General features: G+C 42.7%; 17 protein-coding genes, 1 pseudogene and 1 riboswitch. Of the genes and pseudogenes, 8 read left to right on the top strand and 10 right to left on the bottom strand.

Annotated elements, in window-relative coordinates; genetic code table 11:
• The first annotated feature begins 312 nt into the window (after nucleotides 1-312).
• Entirely contained in the window at nucleotides 313-1,686 is a 1,374-nt protein-coding gene (locus R7P72_RS02865; RefSeq protein WP_318110380.1) for a carbohydrate porin, read from the top strand.
• Nucleotides 1,687-1,749: 63 nt separating this feature from the next.
• Here the strand turns inward: R7P72_RS02865 and R7P72_RS02860 are convergent, their stop codons facing one another.
• A complete protein-coding gene (locus R7P72_RS02860; protein WP_005373712.1) occupies nucleotides 1,750-2,736 on the bottom strand; it encodes a LacI family DNA-binding transcriptional regulator in 987 nt (328 codons plus the stop codon).
• A gap of 235 nt (nucleotides 2,737-2,971) precedes the next feature.
• Here R7P72_RS02860 and R7P72_RS02855 point away from each other — a divergent pair, with 235 nt between their 5' ends.
• The 3 genes from R7P72_RS02855 (at nucleotide 2,972) to R7P72_RS02845 (ending at nucleotide 6,986) form a co-directional block, all read left to right on the top strand.
• Nucleotides 2,972-4,411 carry a sucrose-specific PTS transporter subunit IIBC gene (locus R7P72_RS02855; RefSeq protein WP_031778838.1) on the top strand — a complete coding sequence of 480 codons (1,440 nt, stop codon included), beginning with the start codon at nucleotides 2,972-2,974 and terminating at the stop codon, nucleotides 4,409-4,411.
• 165 nt (nucleotides 4,412-4,576) lie between these two features.
• Nucleotides 4,577-5,500 carry an aminoimidazole riboside kinase gene (locus R7P72_RS02850; protein WP_047102744.1) on the top strand — a complete coding sequence of 308 codons (924 nt, stop codon included), beginning with the start codon at nucleotides 4,577-4,579 and terminating at the stop codon, nucleotides 5,498-5,500.
• Between the two features lie 31 nt (nucleotides 5,501-5,531).
• On the top strand, nucleotides 5,532-6,986 hold the full coding sequence (locus R7P72_RS02845) for a sucrose-6-phosphate hydrolase (RefSeq protein ID WP_213893539.1): 1,455 nt from the start codon (nucleotides 5,532-5,534) through the stop codon (nucleotides 6,984-6,986).
• A 77-nt stretch (nucleotides 6,987-7,063) separates the two neighbouring features.
• Here the strand turns inward: R7P72_RS02845 and R7P72_RS02840 are convergent.
• Nucleotides 7,064-7,174 (bottom strand): annotated as a pseudogene (locus R7P72_RS02840) (dihydrofolate reductase); the annotation flags it as partial.
• A gap of 253 nt (nucleotides 7,175-7,427) precedes the next feature.
• On the opposite strand from R7P72_RS02840, the gene yghU reads away from it, so the two are divergent.
• From yghU to R7P72_RS02825, 3 genes are all read left to right on the top strand, one after another.
• Nucleotides 7,428-8,285 carry a glutathione-dependent disulfide-bond oxidoreductase gene (gene yghU / locus R7P72_RS02835; RefSeq protein ID WP_005373705.1) on the top strand — a complete coding sequence of 286 codons (858 nt, stop codon included), beginning with the start codon at nucleotides 7,428-7,430 and terminating at the stop codon, nucleotides 8,283-8,285.
• A gap of 1,183 nt (nucleotides 8,286-9,468) precedes the next feature.
• Complete coding sequence (locus R7P72_RS02830; protein ID WP_213866918.1) at nucleotides 9,469-10,638, top strand: D-alanyl-D-alanine carboxypeptidase family protein; 1,170 nt, start codon at nucleotides 9,469-9,471, stop codon at nucleotides 10,636-10,638.
• A 211-nt stretch (nucleotides 10,639-10,849) separates the two neighbouring features.
• Nucleotides 10,850-11,257 carry an SPOR domain-containing protein gene (locus R7P72_RS02825; RefSeq protein WP_005373701.1) on the top strand — a complete coding sequence of 136 codons (408 nt, stop codon included), beginning with the start codon at nucleotides 10,850-10,852 and terminating at the stop codon, nucleotides 11,255-11,257.
• 50 nt (nucleotides 11,258-11,307) lie between these two features.
• Here R7P72_RS02825 and R7P72_RS02820 read toward each other — a convergent pair whose 3' ends face one another.
• The 5 genes from R7P72_RS02820 to R7P72_RS02800 all read right to left on the bottom strand — a co-directional run bounded on the left by R7P72_RS02820 (nucleotide 11,308) and on the right by R7P72_RS02800 (nucleotide 14,201).
• Nucleotides 11,308-11,781, bottom strand: a complete 474-nt coding sequence (locus R7P72_RS02820; protein ID WP_005373699.1) for a peroxiredoxin — start codon at nucleotides 11,779-11,781, stop codon at nucleotides 11,308-11,310.
• A gap of 126 nt (nucleotides 11,782-11,907) precedes the next feature.
• Complete coding sequence (locus R7P72_RS02815) at nucleotides 11,908-12,924, bottom strand: adenosine deaminase (RefSeq protein WP_017819853.1); 1,017 nt, start codon at nucleotides 12,922-12,924, stop codon at nucleotides 11,908-11,910.
• 89 nt (nucleotides 12,925-13,013) lie between these two features.
• A riboswitch (purine riboswitch) is annotated at nucleotides 13,014-13,113 on the bottom strand.
• Nucleotides 13,114-13,350: 237 nt separating this feature from the next.
• A complete protein-coding gene (locus R7P72_RS02810) occupies nucleotides 13,351-13,491 on the bottom strand; it encodes a PA3496 family putative envelope integrity protein (RefSeq protein ID WP_017633782.1) in 141 nt (46 codons plus the stop codon).
• 50 nt (nucleotides 13,492-13,541) lie between these two features.
• Nucleotides 13,542-13,751 (bottom strand): hypothetical protein, encoded by a 210-nt coding sequence (locus tag R7P72_RS02805; RefSeq protein ID WP_005373692.1) that lies wholly within the window; start codon nucleotides 13,749-13,751, stop codon nucleotides 13,542-13,544.
• Nucleotides 13,752-13,991: 240 nt separating this feature from the next.
• Nucleotides 13,992-14,201, bottom strand: a complete 210-nt coding sequence (locus R7P72_RS02800) for a cold-shock protein (protein WP_005373691.1) — start codon at nucleotides 14,199-14,201, stop codon at nucleotides 13,992-13,994.
• Between the two features lie 401 nt (nucleotides 14,202-14,602).
• Between R7P72_RS02800 and R7P72_RS02795 the strand changes: the two genes are divergently transcribed.
• Nucleotides 14,603-15,451: a pirin family protein gene (locus R7P72_RS02795; RefSeq protein ID WP_042522691.1), complete on the top strand. Its 849-nt coding sequence runs from the start codon at nucleotides 14,603-14,605 to the stop codon at nucleotides 15,449-15,451.
• A 142-nt stretch (nucleotides 15,452-15,593) separates the two neighbouring features.
• Here the strand turns inward: R7P72_RS02795 and R7P72_RS02790 are convergent, their stop codons facing one another.
• The 3 genes from R7P72_RS02790 to R7P72_RS02780 all read right to left on the bottom strand — a co-directional run bounded on the left by R7P72_RS02790 (nucleotide 15,594) and on the right by R7P72_RS02780 (nucleotide 18,162).
• Nucleotides 15,594-16,442, bottom strand: coding sequence for a patatin family protein (locus tag R7P72_RS02790; RefSeq protein WP_042522690.1), 849 nt, complete (start codon nucleotides 16,440-16,442; stop codon nucleotides 15,594-15,596).
• A 259-nt stretch (nucleotides 16,443-16,701) separates the two neighbouring features.
• Entirely contained in the window at nucleotides 16,702-17,040 is a 339-nt protein-coding gene (locus R7P72_RS02785; protein ID WP_017635147.1) for a hypothetical protein, read from the bottom strand.
• Nucleotides 17,041-17,730: 690 nt separating this feature from the next.
• A complete protein-coding gene (locus R7P72_RS02780) occupies nucleotides 17,731-18,162 on the bottom strand; it encodes a YccF domain-containing protein (RefSeq protein ID WP_005373685.1) in 432 nt (143 codons plus the stop codon).
• Nucleotides 18,163-18,300: the final 138 nt, after the last annotated feature.

Below are 18,300 nucleotides of genomic sequence, written 5' to 3'. Positions count from 1 at the left end.
TTCTTTGTAGCCTGTCACCTTCAAACTACTTCCTCTAGCGCTAACAATTAATTCAAATGTGCGCTGGTTAATGATTTTTCTGTAAGTAACACAATTGAACGTGATAGAAGTAACAAAATTACCTCTTTGCGGTAACGTTCCCGAAAAGTTTATATATTATCGCCCTCATTGATATAAGTAGTAGAGACGCTCTGAGTACGAGCGCTCTGAAATTCAGGCTTTAGATGGACATTTAAAGTCACCATAAGTTTGCGATTTTTCTTGGGAACGTTTGCAATATGCCTAAGTATAAATTTACGTGAGACTATGGAAATGAAACTACACACTTTGACGATGGCAGTAGCGCTTGGACTGGTTACTGCACCTGTATTCGCAGCAACAGATGTTGACGCTCTTGAAAAGCGAATTAATGAATTAGAACAGAGACTTGAGCAGACAGAAAAAGCATCCACAGAAGCAAATGAGAAAGCCTCAAGCTTTGAGTTTCATGGCTACGCTCGTTCCGGGCTGCTCATTAATGATGATCTGAATGGTGCAGTGGGTACTGGTCCTTACATGACGGCAGCTGGTGCTATTGGCGCGCCAATTGGACGATTAGGGGTTGAGGATGATCATTATGTGGAAGCAAACCTTATTCACAAACGCTTTGCAGATGATGGTTCCAGCGCATTGTTCCGAATCATGTTGGCAGATAGTACGGAAACCAATAACGAATGGACAGCGAGTGAGAGTCAATTAAACGTTCGTCAGATATATGCTGAGCTAAACAAGTTGAGCATGTTCTCTGAATCAAGTGCGTTTGCTGACGCAACGTTTTGGGCAGGTAAACGATTTGACAGTGATAACTTTGACATTCACTTCTTTGACTCGGATATCGTTTTCTTATCTGGCACTGGTGCTGGCGTGTATGACGTCCAAATGAGCGATTCGTGGAAAGCAAACTTCTCGATCTATGGTCGTGATTTTGGTGAGATTGATAGCTCGTCAACGGATGTTGAAAACTATATCGCGACAATGAACAACCGCTTCGGTAGTTGGCAATTGATGCTGAGCGGCATGACGTCAGCTGATAACAATGATCGCGTAGAAGGCTCAGCGGACAAAGGTTTACATGCGATGTTTGCTTACCATGGCGATAACTTCTTTGGCATGAGTGAAGGCTTCTCTAAAACCGGTATTTTGATGGGTGATGGACTGGGTGCGGAACTTAAAGGCATCGGTTCAAACGGAGATTTGTTAGAAGACGCAAAAGCCGTACGCTTGTTCAGCTATGGTGTAACACGCATCGGCGACAACTGGCGTGTAGCACCTGCGTTGCTAGCAGAACACAGCCAAGATCGCTTTGCTGAAAATGATGAATTTACGTGGGCATCGTTCAACATCCGCTTAGCGCAAGAGTTTACGCAGAACTTTGAGATGGTTTATGAAGGCTCATACCAATACATGGACCTAGACAATGCGATTGATAAAGCAAGTGGCAGTTTTTACAAAGCGACAATCGCACCAACGCTTAAGATGTCTACCGCTGCAGGTTTCTTTGACCGTCCGGAGCTACGTTTTGCAGTTAGCTACGTTGATTGGAGCGAAGACTTGAATGGCTACTCGATTAGCCAGGATGCGGGTGCTGCAACGATGGGTGATGGTGGTGAAGTTTTGTTTGCACTGCAAATGGAAACTTGGTTCTAAAGGGATCTAACCGACAAAGAGTAATAAGAAAAGCGCCAACTGATTTCAGTTGGCGCTTTTTCATTAACAGGACTGACGCTCAATTGTTTTGAAGGTTAGTACCATCTTACTCATTTCAAAACTTCTGTTGGCAATTCTATCTAGTAGCAGTTTCGCACCATTTTCACCTGCTTTATCAAATGCATAGTTAAATGTTGATAAGGTTGGGGTGCACACTGATGCGAGCTCATCATCACCAACTCCTAGCACTAAAACGTCTTTACCCGGTGTTAACCCGAGCTCTTGAATCGCTCTCATCGCACCGATAGCAATACGGTCTGTCGCACAGAACAAGCCATCTAGCTTAGGGTTCTTTGTTAAGTGTTGTTTTGCCAATGAATAGCCAGAATCGATTGTAAAGTCACCACGAGCATGGAAGGCGATCTCAAAACCATGGTGTTGCAGCGCTTGAACAAATCCTTCAGAGCGTTGCTTATCTACCGCGATATCGTCACCTTGCACACCAATAAAACCCATGGTTTGGCAACCTTTTGCAACCAGTCTATTTCCTGCTTCAAACCCTACTCGTGCGTCATCATGAATGATGCTTGGAATATTAAACATGGAACCATCTTGACCGACGAGCACAACTGGGACGGCTGAGTTTTGAATTGCTTTTACCAGCTTGGAATCGAGGTGGGTGGCGTAAAGAATGATCCCTTCAACCCGTTTTTGGTTAAAGATCTGAATGTATTCCAGTTCTTTTTCGTGGGCTTGGTGAGTGCTAGCAAGTAAGACATGTTTCCCTGCTTTTTCAAGGACATCTGTTAATCCATCGACACCTTGGGATGTGGCATGAGAGGAAACCCGAGGAACAATGACACCAACCAGATTGGTCTTTTGAGATTTTAGATCTTTAGCGACTTGGTTTGGCACATAGCCACACTCCGCTACTGCTTGGCGGACCTTCAGTTTTGTCGCTTCTTTTACGCCATATTCATCGTTTATAACCCGTGACACTGTTGATTTTGATACGCCAGCCAGACGGGCGACATCATGCAGACTCGCCATTGTTCCTATCCATTCTGTTTTTCGTTTTTGGGATTGTTTGCAAAGAGAAGATGAAAAGCTCTTTGATAAGTAGCGATTCTAACCTCCTATACTGCTCTTAGGGAGAGAATTTGACGATCATTCTCACATTCTCTCTGCTTTATCTTTGATCATTTGGTTTTATTGGGCAAAAATCTGTTTTGCAAACGTTCCCGAAAATTTCGCAAGCTCAGATAATAATCCAATGGGGTATGAAATGAATTATCCGGCAGTAGCAAAAGAGTTGTTAACTCTATTAGGTGGTAAAAGCAACATCACCGCACTTGCGCATTGTGCGACACGCTTACGCCTTGCCGTTGCAGATGAGCAAAAAATAGATGAACAAGCGATTGATAACCTTGAAGGGGTCAAAGGGCAGTTCAAAGTTGCGGGTCAGTACCAAATCATTTTTGGATCAGGCATCGTAAACCAAGTTTATGCAGAAATGGCGAAGTTGACGGGTATGAGTGAAATGTCCACCAACGACGTTGCGTCTGCTGGCGCAGAGAAACAAAACATCGTTCAGCGCGCGGTGAAAGGGCTGTCTGATATTTTCGTCCCAATCATTCCCGCAATCGTCGCTGGCGGTTTGTTGATGGGTATCTATAACCTATTGACTGCTCAAGGCTTGTTCATTGATGGAAAATCTTTGATTGATGCCAACCCAGGACTGACAGACTTGGCGAACATGATCAACACGTTTGCAAACGCGCCGTTTGTTTACCTGCCTATTCTGCTGGCATTTTCAGCCAGTAAGAAGTTTGGCGGTAACCCATATTTAGGGGCGGCGCTAGGTATGTTGATGGTTCACCCTGACTTGCTGAATGGTTGGGGATTCGGCGGCGCATCTGTGTCTGGCAACATTCCGGTTTGGAATATTCTTGGCTTTGAAATCCAAAAAGTGGGTTACCAAGGTTCGGTGTTACCGGTTTTGGTATCGGCATTCATTCTTGCGAAGGTTGAGCTAGGCTTACGTAAAGTCATACCTTCTGTTTTAGACAACCTTTTAACGCCATTACTGGCGATTTTCATAGCGGGTTTGCTGACGTTTACTGTCGTCGGTCCGTTCACGCGTGATATCGGTTTCCTATTGGGTGATGGTCTGAACTGGCTATACAACACTGCTGGCTTTGTTGGTGGTGCGGTATTTGGTCTTATTTATGCTCCGTTTGTTATTACTGGTATGCATCACAGCTTCATTGCGATTGAAACTCAACTTCTTGCGGATATTGCGACGACGGGCGGCACCTTTATCTTTCCTATTGCGGCGATGTCTAACGTTTCTCAAGGAGCGGCAGCGTTGGCGGTGGGCGTGATGAGCAAAGATAAGAAGATGAAAGGTATTGCGATTCCATCGGGTGTTACGGGTTTGCTGGGTATTACAGAACCGGCTATGTTTGGTGTTAACTTAAAACTACGTTACCCATTTATTGCGGCAGTTTGCGCTGCGGCGTTATCAAGTGCGTTCATCACAATGTTTAATGTGAAAGCTCAGGCATTGGGCGCAGCTGGTCTTCCAGGCATCATTTCCATTACGCCAGAGAAGATTGGGTACTACATCGCGGGTATGGTGATCGCGTTCTTGACCGCATTTGTTCTCACCATTGTTCTAGGTATGCGTGACCGCGCTAAAGCCGGTAGAAAAGCAGCGGCTTAATCTGAACTCCTTAGGGGTGGAGTCCCCCAAAATCCACTTCTTTTCCTAAATGTTTGGGGTGCTAGCCAAGCACTAATGGCTTGGCTAGCCTTTTTCAATTTTTACTTGGTAGTGAAGGTGTTCAACACGTTGGACTATCAGGGCTTTAATTTCAAGGTAAGCAAGATGAATCAAGTGTGGGTAACTGGTGATGCTGTTGTCGATCTAATACCGGAATCTGAGACTTCTTTACTCAAATGTCCCGGTGGTGCACCAGCGAATGTCGCCGTAGCTATTGCTCGTCTATCTGGTAAGAGTGCGTTTTTTGGACGTGTAGGTGATGACCCATTTGGTCGCTTCATGCAATCAACGCTCGATCAAGAGGGCGTGAGCACGGAGTTTCTCGTTAATGATCCTGAGCAAAGAACATCAACAGTGGTGGTGGATTTAGACGAGCAAGGTGAGCGCAGCTTTACGTTTATGGTAAAACCGAGCGCTGATCAGTTTATGTCTGTTGAAGACATCCCAAACTTTAAGCAAGGTGATTGGCTGCATGTCTGCTCGATTTCACTGGCAAATGAGCCAAGTCGAAGCAGCACATTTGAGGCGATCAAAAGAGCAAAAGCCGCTGGTGGTTTCATTAGCTTTGACCCTAACTTGCGTGATGAAGTGTGGCAAGATCAATCAGAAATCCAAGCTGTCGTGATGAAGGCTGTAGCGATGGCCGATGTGGTTAAGTTCTCTGAAGAAGAGCTTTTGTTCTTAACTGACTCAACATCGATGGCGCAAGGTTTAAAACAAATAGCCGCTTTGAATATTGCTTTGGTCTTGGTGACACAAGGTGCGAAAGGTGTTTGGCGCGTCTTTGAAAGTCAGAGTGAACTGATCACAGGTCAAGTCGTTAGTCCGATTGATACCACAGGTGCGGGTGATGCTTTTGTCGGAGGGCTACTGGCATGCCTGTCTAGGTATGACGATTGGAAAAATCATCCTGTTGTTAGCTCTGCGATTCAATGGGCAAATGGCTGTGGTGCATTAGCGACGACGCAAAAAGGCGCAATGACCGCGCTTCCGACCCAGACAGAATTGCTGCAATTTATTGGGCAATGATCTCCAGATCCAGTTTCAGTTGAGAAAAATTATGAGCTTAAACAACCGTTGGACTGTAGAGCAAAGATATCGCCGACTTGAGCAAATCCCTCAGTGTGATATCGAAGAAATGACACTTTCACGTCAGCAAGATAAAGGCTTTCCTAGTTTTCATATCGCCCCTAGATTTGGGCTGTTAAATGACCCAAATGGGTTGTGCTATTTCAATGGTGAGCACCACATCTTTTACCAGTGGACGCCTGTGGGACCAGTCCATGGAATGAAGTATTGGTACCACCTTTCTACTAAAGACTTCATCCATTTTACTGATCATGGTGTGGGTCTTCATCCCGACCAAGACTACGATTCACATGGTGTCTATTCGGGCGGTGCTTTGGTGGAAAACAACAAGGCTTTGCTGTTTTTTACTGGTAATAAGCGTGACCAAAACTGGAATCGAATTCCAACACAGTGCTTTGCCACCATGGATTCAGATGGCAACATTGAAAAGCATGGTGTGGTCATTGAGAACGAACATTACACGGAGCACTTTCGTGATCCAAAAGTTTGGAAGAAAGGCGACGACTATTTGATGGTGGTGGGTGCTCAAACCAAAACCGAGCATGGTTCAATGGCGCTCTATCAAAGCAAAGATTTGAAAACGTGGCAGCATAAAGGTCCTATCAAGACCAAGTTTTCTGACCTTGGGTACATGTGGGAGTGTCCTGATTTCTTTGAGATTCATGGTCAATCGGTGATGCTGTTTTCTCCACAGGGCGTGAGCAGTAGTAATCCTTATGATTTCAAAAACATCTATTCTGTCGCATATATCGTGGGTGATCAGTTGAACCTAGAGTCGATGATTTTAGAAAACCACCAAGATATTTTGCAGCCAGATTATGGGTTTGATTTCTACGCCCCACAAACCTATTTAGATGAGAATGGGCGTCGCATTCTTATTGCATGGATAGGGTTGCCAGAAATCGACACACCATCGGTCACACACCAGTGGGCAGGAATGTTGTCTCTTCCTAGAGAACTAACGTTGAAAGATGGTTTTCTTGTTCAAACTCCACTCCCTGAATTGGAGAGTTTAAGAAAAGAAGAGGTGGTCTTTGCACAGTCCCATACACTGGAAAGCACAAGTTGTTTGATCCAATTAGACCTTGAGGGCGATGGCTTTGAACTTGAGCTGAGTAACCTCAAAGGTGACAACATCGTCTTTAGTGCGACAAAGCACGAGTTTATGCTGGACCGTCGTCACATGTCTCATTTGTACGCAGAAGAATTTGGTGGTATTCGAAAAGCACCAAGATTGGACGCTAAGCAGACGATTGATATATATATCGACAATTCTGTCATCGAGATTTTCATTAATGATGGCAAACACACGATGACCAGTCGTTTCTTTATTGATGACCTTAGTAAAGTAACGTTGATAGGGTTGGAACAAGCAAGGCTTTTCCCTTTGAAAGGTATAACGGGTTTGTTTGAATCAGCTAAGTAACGGTTTCGAATACATTAAAACGCCCTTCATTGATTTAGTGAAGGGCGTTTTTCTTTTGTTCAAATTACCTAGGTAGATTACCTTTCACGTACGTAAGTGGTTTGAACTAGGGTATCCAGAACAACTTCACTCTTGGTGACTTTGAAGTTTAGCGGTTGTTCTAAATCCACAAATAGAGGTGCGCCGCCGAGTGTAGCTTACTCATCGTTGGCATCTCGAACCTAGTTCACATTACCGTGACGTTTTTACTTATAGCGTGAAAGAAAATCCCATAACCAAAGGTTCTAACTAAAAGAGATTGCAGGACTTTTATTTAGCGAATTCGACCTAATATCTTGAGTATGCCTAATCGCACTTGGCGAAGAGGTGATGTTAATAATGCTTGCTGGCGCGTAAGACCCGTCAGTTTGAAGATGCATTCAAACACAATAAGGGAAAACAATGGCTAACGAATACATTCCACCAAAAGTTTGGACAAACGATAATGAAAACGGCGGTCAGTGGGCGAGCATCAACCGTCCGGATTCTGGCGCACGTCATGAGCAAGAGCTTCCAGTTGGTGAGCACCCATTCCAACTTTACTCAATGGGTACCCCAAATGGTCAGAAAGTGACGATCATGTTTGAAGAGCTTTTGGCGGCTGGCGTAACGGCAGCAGAATACGATGCATACCTGATTAAGATTGGCGATGGCGACCAGTTTGGCTCTGGCTTTGTGGCTGTTAACCCAAACTCTAAAATTCCGGCATTGGTTGACCGTTCGGGTTCTGAGCCAGTGAACGTGTTTGAATCTGGCAACATCTTGTTTTATCTAGCAGAGAAGTTTGATCATTTCTTACCAAAAGAAGGCGCTAAGCGTGCTGAGGTAATGAACTGGTTATTCTGGCTGCAAGGTTCTGCGCCATATCTAGGCGGTGGTTTTGGTCACTTCTACGCGTACGCACCAGAGAAGTTCGAGTACCCAATCAACCGCTTTACAATGGAAGCAAAACGTCAGTTAGATGTATTAGACAAGCGTCTTGCGAACAATGAATTCCTAGGTGGCGATGAGTACAGCATCGCTGATATCGCAACATGGCCATGGTACGGCAACCTTGTGTTGGGTCGTGCTTACGATGCGGCTGAATTCTTAGACGTAGAAAGCTACAAAAACGTTGTGCGTTGGGCAAAAGTAATTGATGAGCGTGAAGCGGTAAAACGTGGTCGAATTGTGAACCGTTCATGGGGTGAAGAATGGGAGCAGTTACCTGAGCGCCACAGCGCAGAAGATATTGATAAAGTATTGAAACTTAAACCATAAGCAATCTTGGCCTAGCTACGTCAAATGAGTTTAGTTTTATCTATGCTTATACAGTGACCTTAATCAAATCTATAGCGCACCATATACGGTGCGCTATTTTTATTCTCATTTAGTCTCGAAATGCTAATTTATATCACCTCTTGAAGAGCATTTAGTTCGTAGATGAATCTTTAATGTATTTATATATTATGATGCAAAACAAAGCTCATATTTCCATGTTAAATATGGACTGGTTATACTGCTTTCTAATAATTAAATTATTTAAAAATTATAAACTGATTTTATATCCATTATAAATAAAATTAATGATAATTAATATTTGACATAACCACTAATTTTGTGTGGAATGTGCGGGTTGATTTTTTTTGATGAGATAAAATTAATTTCTAATACTTTTATTTATGACAAGCTTAGCTTTTAGCGATGTTTAATTATTAATACTTATATCATGAAAGAGGATATGTATGATGTCGTCGTTTGAGTCGTACTGGGTTGGGATACGTCAAAGGATAGCCGCACAAACCGAAGGTAACCGCAGTTTAAAGTCTCTAGTCATTAAAAAGCAGCGTGTGAACTTAAATAACAGTGGGTTATCCTTTCGCGCTAAGTCCGGATGCCTTATCCCTCACTGTTATACCAAGTTCTCTGATGAGATAAACCTAAAAACATCGAAAAAATCGTCTCTTAGTTTTAAGAAAGGAAAGCTGTATTTTTCTCCGATTTAATAATAAATGAAATTTACATAAATGATAATCTGAGGTTTTTAAATTTATCGATAATTAATTGCGATTTTATGATGCGTTTTTAATATGTTTTCTTGGTAAGTAATTAACTGGACTTATTGTTGGTTGTTTTTGTTGTTTCCTATTTAGATATGGATAAAAGCTCAACTACTTTTCCTATACCAACTTACTCCCTGAATTGACTTGTGCGCTTTTTCTCTCCTCTCAAAAAACATAGCGTTACGGAATTATTTTCGCTCCTGTTTCATTCTTCAAGACGAAAGCTCTACCTACCTCTCATTATTTTCGACAAACATTGAGTAAAAGTAACCAATCGTAACAAGGTGGCTGTAACTGAGCGCCGTTTCAATATACTCGTTTTTTAACTAGGTAATCCCGCGCTTTGAATTCATTCGGGTACCGTTTGTAAGCCTTAAATGCTAATAAGATAAGATGTCATGATGAGAAAAAGTACTATATTACACACAGTGTTAATTACAGGGTTCGCTGCTGTATCCTCGTTGGCTTATGCTGCGCCTTCAGTTGTGCCAAATGCGCCGGAACTCAGTTCTCGTGGTTATGTTTTGATGGACTTCCATACGGGGAAAGTACTGGTTGAACGTGATGCCCACAAACGTTTAAACCCCGCGAGTTTAACGAAGTTGATGACTGCTTATGTAGCTGGTCAAGAAATTAATACAGGCAATATTACGTTGAATGATGAGGTTGTCATCAGCCGAAATGCTTGGGCAAAAAATTTCCCAGATTCTTCAAAAATGTTTATTGAAGTCAATACTTCCGTTTCTTTGTCTGACTTATACCGTGGTCTGATTGTTCAATCTGGTAACGATGCCAGTGTCGCTATTGCTGAGCATGTTGCGGGAAGTGAATCAGGGTTTGTGAGTTTGATGAATAGTTGGGCCGCCAAGCTTGAATTGTCTAACACGGCATTCACCAACCCTCACGGCCTAGACAGTGACGGTTTATATTCGACACCTTATGATATTGCCAAGTTGGGCCAAGCGATTATTCGTGACTTACCTGATATCTATCCGCTGTATAGCGAAACCTCGTTTACTTACAATGGCATCACTCAATACAACCGTAATGGCTTGCTTCGTGATCGTAGTATGAATGTCGATGGCATGAAAACTGGTTATACAAGCGGCGCGGGTTATAGTCTAGCGACTTCTGCAACACAAGGTGATATGCGTTTGATTGCCGTAGTGATGGGAGCGAAGAGTGAGAATGTTCGTGAATCAGAAAGCAAGCAGCTGTTGAGTTATGGCTTCCGCTTTTACGATACGGTAATGCCGACTGAGGCGGGTGCGGAACTTGCGAAAGCTCGAGTTTGGATGGGCGAAAAAGACGAGCTTACTGTCGGCGTAGCTAACGATGTTTATCTCACTTTGCCAAAAGGAGATGTAAAAAATCTGCAAGCGGATGTTGAATACAACGGTGATTTAGTTGCGCCAATTTCTGAGCAACAAGTGGTTGGTAAAGTGCTTTACAAAGTCGACGGTAAGGTCGTAAATGAAGCCGAGCTCGTTGCATTGGAGTCCGTGGAGGAAGGCAGTTTATTCAAGCGAATTTTAGACTGGTTTAAGCAATTGGTCGCTAGCTGGTTCTAAACAGTAGCGAACTTCTGTCTATATCACTCTATCTTGTTAATTTTCTATTAAATCAGTTTACTAAGGCGACCAACGTGGTCGCCTTACGTTTTTGGAATACTCGTTGCGTTAAAACGCAGGCCTTCTTGTAAGGGTGTGTTTTACCTGACCAAGAGCGTTTTGTGTTTTTGGGTGCGAGAGAAAAGAAACTAGAACAAGAATGGAGTGACACGTGCACAAGATTTTATCTTTGACATTGATTTTATCGCTCATGGGCTGCGCTATGCCTTACCAGCAGGAGGTCGATAGCGGCCAATGTGTTGGAGTCATGACCTCTCAGGATGCATATGGTTATTTAAACCCAAACCATTACACGATGCAGGTACTCGCGCTAAAGCAAGAAAAAGATGTGAAAGATTATATTCGCTATATCGATCCTAAGCATCCGGTTTGGGTTAACTGGAAAAACAGCCGAGGCACGCGTTGGTATACGGTAACTGTTGGTGATTTTAAAACGAAACAGGATGCCTACAATGCGCTTTCTTCATTACCAAGCCGTGTAAAGCAGTCATCCCCGTTTGTGCTGACTTTTGCGGAAATGCAGCGTAAGCAACAAACGAGTGTTGTGAGAATGCGTTAGCCAACAAAAAACGGAAGCGATGGCTTCCGTTTTTGTATTTAGGAGTAAGCTTAAAGCGCCGCTAAAATCGTTTCTGCTTTGCTTGCTTCAAACTCTTTTGGCTCTTCAACGTTAAGCTTAGTCACTGTGCCGTTTTCAATGATCATCGCGTAACGTTGTGAGCGAATACCACCAAAGCCGCCTGTATCCATTTCAAGACCCAATGCTTTAGTAAAGCTAGCGTCGCCATCACCCAACATCAGAATCTCAGAAGCGTTTTGAGCTTCGCCCCACGCTTGCATCACAAATGCATCGTTTACAGAAACGCAAGCAATTAAATCAACACCTTTTGCCTTTAGCTCATCAGCTAATACCACATAGCCTGGTAGATGAGCTTCTGAACAGGTAGGGGTGAATGCGCCAGGTACAGCAAATAGTACGACTTTCTTGTTCGCAAACAGTTCTGTAACGTCGTGGTTAACCATACCATCGGCAGTCAACTCACTAAGAGTTGCAACTGGTAGAGCTTGGCCTTGTTGAATCATGATTCTATTCCTTTTTGTGTGCTAGTTTAGCTTTCTCAGTCTAGCGTTTATAAATGCGGTTAACCACAGAGTCTTTGTAGGGTTTTAATACCTACGCGTTTGACCTAAGGCGTGGCACTGATGCCTTTATTGCAACGCTTCGTGCTGGTTTACGTATTGGCTAACAAGGTGACGATATTTCGCCTTTAACTCGTTATCGATAAAGCTGGCATCAATCGCGTTCATTGTAAATTGGGCAAGTTCACTCTTACTCATTGGATGTGCGTTGTTGACGGCCAGAAAGTTATCCGTCATGTAGCCACCAAAGTACACAGGATCGTCTGAGTTAATCGTTACGGCGACACCTTTTCGTAGCAAATCCACAATATTGTGATCTTTCATATCGTCGAATACACATAGCTTAAGATTCGATAACGGACACACTGTCAGTGGCATTTGGCTTTCGATTAAGGATTCAACTAATGCTTCATCATCAACACAGCGAACACCGTGATCCACACGGCTCACGTAAAGCATTTCAATTGCATCGCTAATATTTTGTGCGGGGCCTTCTTCACCTGCGTGAGCAACGGTAAGTAAGCCTTCTTCTACTGCTTGTTTAAATACGCGCTTGAATTTAGCTGGCGGATGACCTTGTTCTGAAGAATCTAGCCCAACACCAATGATCTTATCACGGTGTTTCAGAATAGCCTGCAGGGTCTCTATGGCGCTCTCTTCTGAAAGGTGACGGAGAAAACACGCAATAATTTGCGAAGTAATGCCAAGTTTTTCGTGACCATCTTTTAGCGCACGAGCGATTCCATTGATAACAGTGTCAAAGTCTATGCCGCGTTCTGTGTGTGTTTGAGGGTCAAAAAAGATTTCGGTATGAATAACGTTGTCTTCTTTACAGTGCAGTAAGTATTCCCAAGTGAGATCGTAAAAATCTTGCTCCGTACGCAGAACTCCCGCTCCTTGGTAATAGAGGTCGAGAAATGATTGTAAGTCTGTGAACTGATATGCGCTGCGTAGTTCACTCGGAGAAGAGTAAGGGATCTCGATGCCGTTTCGTTTTGCTAATTTGAATAAGAGTTCCGGCTCAAGTGAACCTTCGATATGTAAGTGCAGCTCTACTTTTGGAAGACCTTGAATAAATGCGTTCATATTCCACCTTATGTGTATTGTGGATGCAGTTACTCTAAGAATAGGTATAGATAGAAATAAATCGAACGCTATCACAAAGAGTAAGACCCACGATGATCTCAACTCTTCGTAATCAGCACTTTGCGGGAACTGGTAGAGACCCCCAAACCATATCATTGGGGTTATACGAAGCAAACGAGAGGGATTATACGCAAAAATATCGCTTTGGCTATACGCAAATAACCTAGCTGTCATTAGTCACGGGGTTTCCTGTGAGCGAAACGACTATTTGCAAGTCACTTGAGTATAGAGGAGCCAGTTGTTTTTGCGTGTGTGAGAGGCACGTGTAATTAGAAGAGTAGTCTAAAAGAGTGGAGATTCGTTTGAGCAAAGGTAGGTGGCGGTACCTTGCACAACGATAAAGGCAGAGAAAGCACTAGAGAGCATTTATAGATCGAATAACTTATCAAATTCTCTTTGTTCCATAATGTCTTCTATGCGGCGTCGAGTTTTCTGCTTTACCGCCGCCGCGTTTTGTTCAGACTCTTTTTTGTCTTTTTCTGACTGCTTCTTACTTTTTCTAGCCATTGGATACCTTCCAAATTAGTTGCATTATCCATTAATGCATGAAAACTGAATCAGTTAACAGTAAAACTTCCTAACTTTGAACCTGAATCACAGAGAATAGTTCCAGATTGCGTTTTCTCACAATATTCAAAATCGATCATGAAGCTATGAGAAAGAAGTTTCGGTAATACGTGCCTTCGTAAAATATCACCATTTAATTGATGTATTTTAGCGTTCCAAGAGGTTTGAGGTTGTTCTAAATTAAATTCAATTTCTAACATTTATTCTCCTGTTTTTTAGTGATTTTCTCTTTGTTAAGTAATTGATACCAATGCCTTTGACGGCCAGTTCTTTTTGAGGACATGATTTTTCCTATAAATAATAAATTAAGCAGTACTATTCAGTTTATTTTAGATAGCACAAAGCAATGCCTAAAATTAGGTTGAGTGATTGATCAAAGAATATTTTTGAAGGAGAGAGGTTTGGTGCAGCATGGGCATGCTACACCAAGAAAAGCAGTCTTATAGAGGAGTTACTTCAGTCGCTTGAGGACCTTTTTTACCTTGCTCTACATTGAAGCTTACTTTCTGACCTTCAGTCAGTGTTTTGAAACCGTCAGAAACGATAGCGTTAAAGTGTACGAATACATCTTGGCCGCCGTTGTCTTGAGATAGAAAACCGAAGCCTTTAGTTTCGTTAAACCATTTTACTGAACCAGTTACTTTAGACATAAAAATACCTTTGAATTAAACATTAAAATTATGATTTGTTTTGTGGATCTTTTCTAAGCTATTGAATGTTCAATCAAGAGGAAGTTGTACGCAGGTGTCTGAATTGGGGATTCAAGATTTTACTGAGAGGAAACTTAAACTAAATGTTGCATTAACAGCTCTCTTCTAAGAGCCAAGGCACACTATACACCTTGTTTAGAAAATAGCTACATTTATTTTAGATAAATTAAATGTGCTCATTATTAACTCGATAAATTGTATTGTTCGAAAAAGTTGAATAAGTAGAACGAATAGTATGGCTCATAATTTTAGCTCATCAACCTAAAATAGAACCTTATCGATAGCCATAGATTGAACATGCGATTTGCAAGCGGTCACAAAGATAAACTAGGAGAACTAGTATGAGTACATTCAGAGACATTCGTCAGCTTATTCCTGCGCAACCTACTGCTGATGGTGATGGAGTGAAAATTCGCCGAGTAGCGGGTTTCAATCATGCTAGCTTTTCTCCATTTTTGATGATGGATGAACTCAAATCAGAAGACCGTGCTGACTATATCGGCGGTTTCCCTCCGCATCCGCACCGCGGTATCGAGACGCTTACTTATATGTTGAAAGGTCATTTCCAGCATCGTGATCATATGGATAATGTTGGCGAGCTTCGTTCCGGTGGTGCACAGTGGATGGCGGCAGGAAGAGGCGTCATCCATAGCGAAATGCCTATTATGAAGGAAGGCGAACTGCATGGTTTCCAAATTTGGATTAACCAGCCTGCGAAAAATAAGATGCAGCCAGCTCAATATCATGACTTTCAACCTGAAACGATCACTGAGTTTGATACTCCGAATACGGGGGTTGTACGTTTGATTGCGGGTCATATGACTATAAACAACGAACGAATTCAGGGGCCGCTAACAGAGACAGGTGTTGCTGCCACGGTAGCCGATTGGAGAGCGATGGGTGGTCAAGCTTTGAATTTGAACACGGATCAAGACAACAACATGATGCTCTATGTCTATAAAGGTCGTATTCAATTAAAAGGTCGTGAGATCAATCAAGGCGAAATGGCCATTTTATCGAAAGGTGAATGGGTTGAATTACAGGCCGAAAAAGAGAGTGGTGCACTGATCTTTATAGGTGAGCCAATTAATGAACCCGTGGTGCATTATGGCCCTTTTGTCATGAATAGCATGGAAGAGATAGAACAAGCCATCCAAGACTACAACTCTGGGTTGTTTGAAACTTACTAGTTTTGACAGCCTACTCGCTTTCTCAGTTAGCGAGCAAATTAAAACAGTTTTGAGCCTGAATATTGGGCTCGACCAGAAGCAAATACGATAATCCACTGCCATCGAATTTGCGTTAGCCACGTTTAATCCACGTGGCTTTTTTCTACTTCTGACTCCAGCGTATGATGGCTTCCTTTCCTGCTTCAATTCCTAACTCATAAGCATGACGCAGTGGTGCTGGCGATCGACTCAGCCGTTTCAACTTGAATGTTTCAGGAGGACACACTTGAATGATTTCGATACCAGGTGGTGGGTTGTTGATCAGCGCTAAGGTCTGATTGTAGCGAACTTCACGTGTCAACATAGGTTCAATTAATCCGGGCGTTTCTTTCAACATCCTCCTAGTTAGGGCGCTGAATTTTCCTCTTGGCTTTTGATAGCTTGCGGGCTGACTGCGTAAAACCATAATCTTTTTGGCTCCTCGCTTTATTGCTTCTGCAACAGGAAGTGCGTCTGAGACGCCACCATCAACGTATTGAATTCCGTTCAGTGATACGCCATTTCGGTAAAGTACAGGCAGTGCGCTGCTGGCTTTCATTGTTTCTGCCAAGTCGTCGACATCAGGAAGGTGGTACTCCGCTTGCCCATTGTCTTGACGCGTCACGCCTAAAAAGAAAGGTCGTGAATCAGCTTTGAGCGCAGATTTATCGATTCCAAGTTCTTCGAGGGTGACATTCCACATCCAGTCTAAGTTCATCATATCACCACCACGTAGAAGTTGAGATGGAGAGATAAATTCTTTTCTTAAGCTGTAATCGAGGTAGATTTTTAAGTTACGTCCGGGCATTTTAGCTAAGTAGGCAGCCAAGTTGCTAGCACCCGCAGACACTCCCCAAAAGCTATCAAATGGAGAGAACTCGCTAGCAAGAAAATGATCGAGTATGCCGCATGAAAATACGCCTCGCATGGCTCCACCTTCGACAATCAATGCTCGAGAGCCTACTTTTTCCATCACTTCGCTCCACTCTTTATCAATCGGATAATAGCGTGCAGCTTAACGCATAATGGTTTTATACCCAAGTGGGCCAAAGGTCTATTGGTTGCGTTCCTTTGAATAAAAAGGGCATCAACGGATGCCCTTGTCACTTTTAGCTTATGGAATTGCGGGTAATTGAGTCGCTAATTTAGTGAAGGAGACCGAGCGAATTAGCCCCCTTACATAGAGCCATACCTGTAGTCCCATACTGATCGTTGTTGGAATAGTTTGATGATCACTTGTTAAATAGGCATACAAACACTATCCAGAGCGTTGTAAGCAAAAGTAATGGGGTGAATACTTTCTGGATAGAAGCGCCATCAGTTAAATTGTAAATTTTGATGGATTCATTATAGAACGCTCGTTTGAATTCTTTGAAGCTAATGTCGCTCTTCGCATGCGACTGTTCATAGTGCTGGTGCGCAGCGTCCGATAGCTGGTATTCCAAGTCTTGGAGCTCGTACTCCTTGTTAAAAAACGCATCCCAAGCCGAAAGGCGGGCTATCGTTTTAGGAGATGGATCCCCATTTAGTTTCTCTAGACGCTTAGCATAAGCTGCTTGATATTTATCCACGGTATATTCCTGTCTGAATAGACGTTGAGTTAGAACATATGTAAAAAGAAAAATAAGTAATAAAAGGTTTTTTACGTTCTATACCTGTGATAAATGCTAAAAAGTTCAATGCTCTAGCACTCCGATGTCGCAAATGATATTGATGGAATTGCTCTGCGACAAATAAAATAATTACTCTAGATAACAACGAATTTTTGTTGTTTTTTTAAAAAACTGATCATGAGATTGAGTGGGGAGTTTTACCGAGAAGAATTTCGCTACTGTAACTGTCTATATTTACTCAAAAAGAGAAAATCTTAGAAGCTTTCTTTGATTGATGTGAGATATTTTAGGTCGAAAAGCATTAATTTTGGCTATGATTATAGTTCGTCTTTTTGTTGTTGAACTCTACTTCGAGGGGGAAAGAATCCATATTTCGAGCATAGGATAGCTCGCTTTTTCGTTACGTCGTTCTTGGAGTTTGAGTCAGTGACGACGCTATGAGTCTAGCATCTTGAACTCGATTGGGCGTATTAATTAATTATAAAAGTAAAGCAGTGCTGAGCTAGGATAAACTTCAACGTAAAGGTGACGGTATGAATATACAATCAGCCATTATTGAATATGCGATAGCGATTATAGGCTTACTTTTGACGGGCGTTACCCTCTGAGCATGACTGCCCAGAGGATAGAAAGCGCATTAGCTTTTTGCTAACGATTGATGTTGTATCGAGCCATTGCAGCTTCTTCTGACGATACAACCGTTTTACCAATTGGTGCGAGTGAAATAACCGCTAGCTTGAGGTGTTGGAGCGCAAACGGAATGCCGATTATGGTGACAAAGCATGCTGCGGCAGAAAGTACGTGACCGATAGCTAACCAAAGGCCTGCAAATACAAACCAAAGGACGTTACCAATAACGCCGAGCGGACTCGTGCCAATGTCCATTTCATTGGTCAATTCATCGCGTGAGATGGCCTCTTTACCGAATGGGAAAAAGGAAAAATTACCCATAACGATACACGCACGCCCCCAAGGTATTCCGATGATGCTAATAAAGGCCAAAATACCAAAAAACCACCATAGCAACCCCATAAATACGCCACCAAATACAAACCAAATGATGTTACCAAGTGTTCTCATTCTATTTCCTTTATTCTTGAATGTGATGATTCAGATACCTGAGAGCAGCGTAAAACAAATCTAAACCGTCTGTTTTGTCGATGTGTGCTTTTGTGCCCTCATTGACCTGATTGATAGAATAATCGCTGTAGTCTTAAC

Source organism: Vibrio sp. Vb0888, from assembly GCF_033338835.1.
GTDB lineage: Bacteria > Pseudomonadota > Gammaproteobacteria > Enterobacterales > Vibrionaceae > Vibrio > Vibrio alginolyticus.
Note: the sequence above shows the minus strand (reverse complement) of the source record. Positions and strands in the feature narration are given on the sequence as shown.

Coding starts and splice junctions, on each gene's coding strand:
- R7P72_RS02865 (WP_318110380.1), top strand. CDS start 313: ATGAAACTACACACTTTGACGATGGCAGTAGCGCTTGGACTGGTTACT.
- R7P72_RS02860 (WP_005373712.1), bottom strand. CDS start 2,736: ATGGCGAGTCTGCATGATGTCGCCCGTCTGGCTGGCGTATCAAAATCA.
- R7P72_RS02855 (WP_031778838.1), top strand. CDS start 2,972: ATGAATTATCCGGCAGTAGCAAAAGAGTTGTTAACTCTATTAGGTGGT.
- R7P72_RS02850 (WP_047102744.1), top strand. CDS start 4,577: ATGAATCAAGTGTGGGTAACTGGTGATGCTGTTGTCGATCTAATACCG.
- R7P72_RS02845 (WP_213893539.1), top strand. CDS start 5,532: ATGAGCTTAAACAACCGTTGGACTGTAGAGCAAAGATATCGCCGACTT.
- yghU (WP_005373705.1), top strand. CDS start 7,428: ATGGCTAACGAATACATTCCACCAAAAGTTTGGACAAACGATAATGAA.
- R7P72_RS02830 (WP_213866918.1), top strand. CDS start 9,469: ATGAGAAAAAGTACTATATTACACACAGTGTTAATTACAGGGTTCGCT.
- R7P72_RS02820 (WP_005373699.1), bottom strand. CDS start 11,781: ATGATTCAACAAGGCCAAGCTCTACCAGTTGCAACTCTTAGTGAGTTG.
- R7P72_RS02815 (WP_017819853.1), bottom strand. CDS start 12,924: ATGAACGCATTTATTCAAGGTCTTCCAAAAGTAGAGCTGCACTTACAT.
- R7P72_RS02810 (WP_017633782.1), bottom strand. CDS start 13,491: ATGGCTAGAAAAAGTAAGAAGCAGTCAGAAAAAGACAAAAAAGAGTCT.
- R7P72_RS02805 (WP_005373692.1), bottom strand. CDS start 13,751: ATGTTAGAAATTGAATTTAATTTAGAACAACCTCAAACCTCTTGGAAC.
- R7P72_RS02800 (WP_005373691.1), bottom strand. CDS start 14,201: ATGTCTAAAGTAACTGGTTCAGTAAAATGGTTTAACGAAACTAAAGGC.
- R7P72_RS02795 (WP_042522691.1), top strand. CDS start 14,603: ATGAGTACATTCAGAGACATTCGTCAGCTTATTCCTGCGCAACCTACT.
- R7P72_RS02790 (WP_042522690.1), bottom strand. CDS start 16,442: ATGGAAAAAGTAGGCTCTCGAGCATTGATTGTCGAAGGTGGAGCCATG.
- R7P72_RS02780 (WP_005373685.1), bottom strand. CDS start 18,162: ATGAGAACACTTGGTAACATCATTTGGTTTGTATTTGGTGGCGTATTT.